Origin of the sequence: Campylobacter concisus, assembly GCF_902460625.1 — a bacterium.
Taxonomy (GTDB): Bacteria; Campylobacterota; Campylobacteria; order Campylobacterales; family Campylobacteraceae; genus Campylobacter_A; species Campylobacter_A concisus_AD.
In genome coordinates, this window is sequence record NZ_CABPUT010000006.1 from 265,051 (window position 1) to 266,357 (window position 1,307).

Below are 1,307 nucleotides of genomic sequence, written 5' to 3' on the forward strand. Positions count from 1 at the left end.
AAGAGGCAGCGTTGCAAAGTCCACATATCAGTGTTTTACTTGATGAAGTTCTATTTTTTTTTAAAAATTTAAATGGAAATTTTATAGATTGTACACTTGGATATGCTGGGCATTCTAGCGCCATTTTATTTCAAAATGAAAATTTAAATTTAATTGCCTGTGATAGAGATAACGAAGCTATAAATTTTTCACTAAAAAAACTTGAGCCATTTGGTAGTAGGGTTAAAATTTATAAAAGTAACTTCTCTGAATTGACTAGCAAGCTAAGTCAAGAAGAAATTTTAAATGTCAGAGGAATTTTGGCTGACATCGGTGTTAGCTCACTTCAGATAGATAAAGACGATAGAGGCTTTGGTCTTAGCTCAAGTACGCTTGATATGAGAATGGATAAAGAGCGAAATTTTAGTGCATATGACGTTATAAATGATTACTCTTTTGATGAGTTGGTTAGGATTTTTAGAGATTATGGCGAACTAAAAAATGCTACTGGGATTGCAAATAAAATTATAAATGCTAGAAATTTAGGCAAGATAACGAGTGCAAAAGAGCTTGCAAATTTAATAGGTACAGCCCATATAAAAGGGCGTGGAGTTAGCCCTGCAATACTTGCCTTTCAAGCCATCAGGATAGAGGTAAATGGTGAGTTAGATGAGCTAACAAATTTACTTGATAGTATAGAAAAATGTGGGTTTAAAGATTGTCTTGTGGCGATTATTACATTTCACTCGCTTGAAGATAGGATCGTAAAAGAGCGCTTTAAAAAATGGGCAAATAGCTGTATCTGCCCGCCAGGTGTCTATAGGTGTGAGTGCGGAAACAACCACGAATTAGGAGAAATTTTAACCAAAAAGCCACTAACAGCAAGTCAAAATGAACTAGCGCAAAACTCGCGAAGCAAGAGTGCAAAACTTCGAGTTTTTAAGATAAAAGGATAAAGATGCAAGAAAAAGAAGAGCTACTAACGCTTCACGACGAGGAGCAAAAACGTGAGGTAAATTTAAGCTTTAAGACATTAGTGATGGTCTATTTAGCTGTTTTTATAGCTCTAGCTATATTTTTGCCAAAAATTTACATAGCAAATCAGATTTATTATATAAGTAGGGATATAGCCGACATCAGCGGTAAGCGAGATATGCTTTTAGAGGAAAATAGAGCTCTTAATATAAAGCTCGAAAATTTACGTTATAAAAATCAAATTTTAAATAATATGCAAGAGCGTCAATGGAAATAACTAAACATTTAAAGTTTTATTTATTCTCATCTAAATTTTTGCGATTCAATTATATTGGCAAATAATATAGCCATTT

Annotated in this window: 2 protein-coding genes; both read left to right on the top strand. The window is 33.3% G+C overall.

What is annotated here, in order from left to right; translation table 11 throughout:
* Window positions 1–11 precede the first annotated feature (11 nt).
* Complete coding sequence (gene rsmH, locus F3G69_RS05750; protein ID WP_103600803.1) at window positions 12–935, top strand: 16S rRNA (cytosine(1402)-N(4))-methyltransferase RsmH; 924 nt, start codon at window positions 12–14, stop codon at window positions 933–935.
* Between the two features lie 2 nt (window positions 936–937).
* Window positions 938–1,231 carry a hypothetical protein gene (locus F3G69_RS05755; RefSeq protein WP_021090986.1) on the top strand — a complete coding sequence of 98 codons (294 nt, stop codon included), beginning with the start codon at window positions 938–940 and terminating at the stop codon, window positions 1,229–1,231.
* Window positions 1,232–1,307 lie beyond the last annotated feature (76 nt).

What these genes read in the sequence shown, in the direction of transcription:
- F3G69_RS05755 (WP_021090986.1), top strand. Translation starts at nt 938, where the DNA reads ATGCAAGAAAAAGAAGAGCTACTAACGCTTCACGACGAGGAGCAAAAA.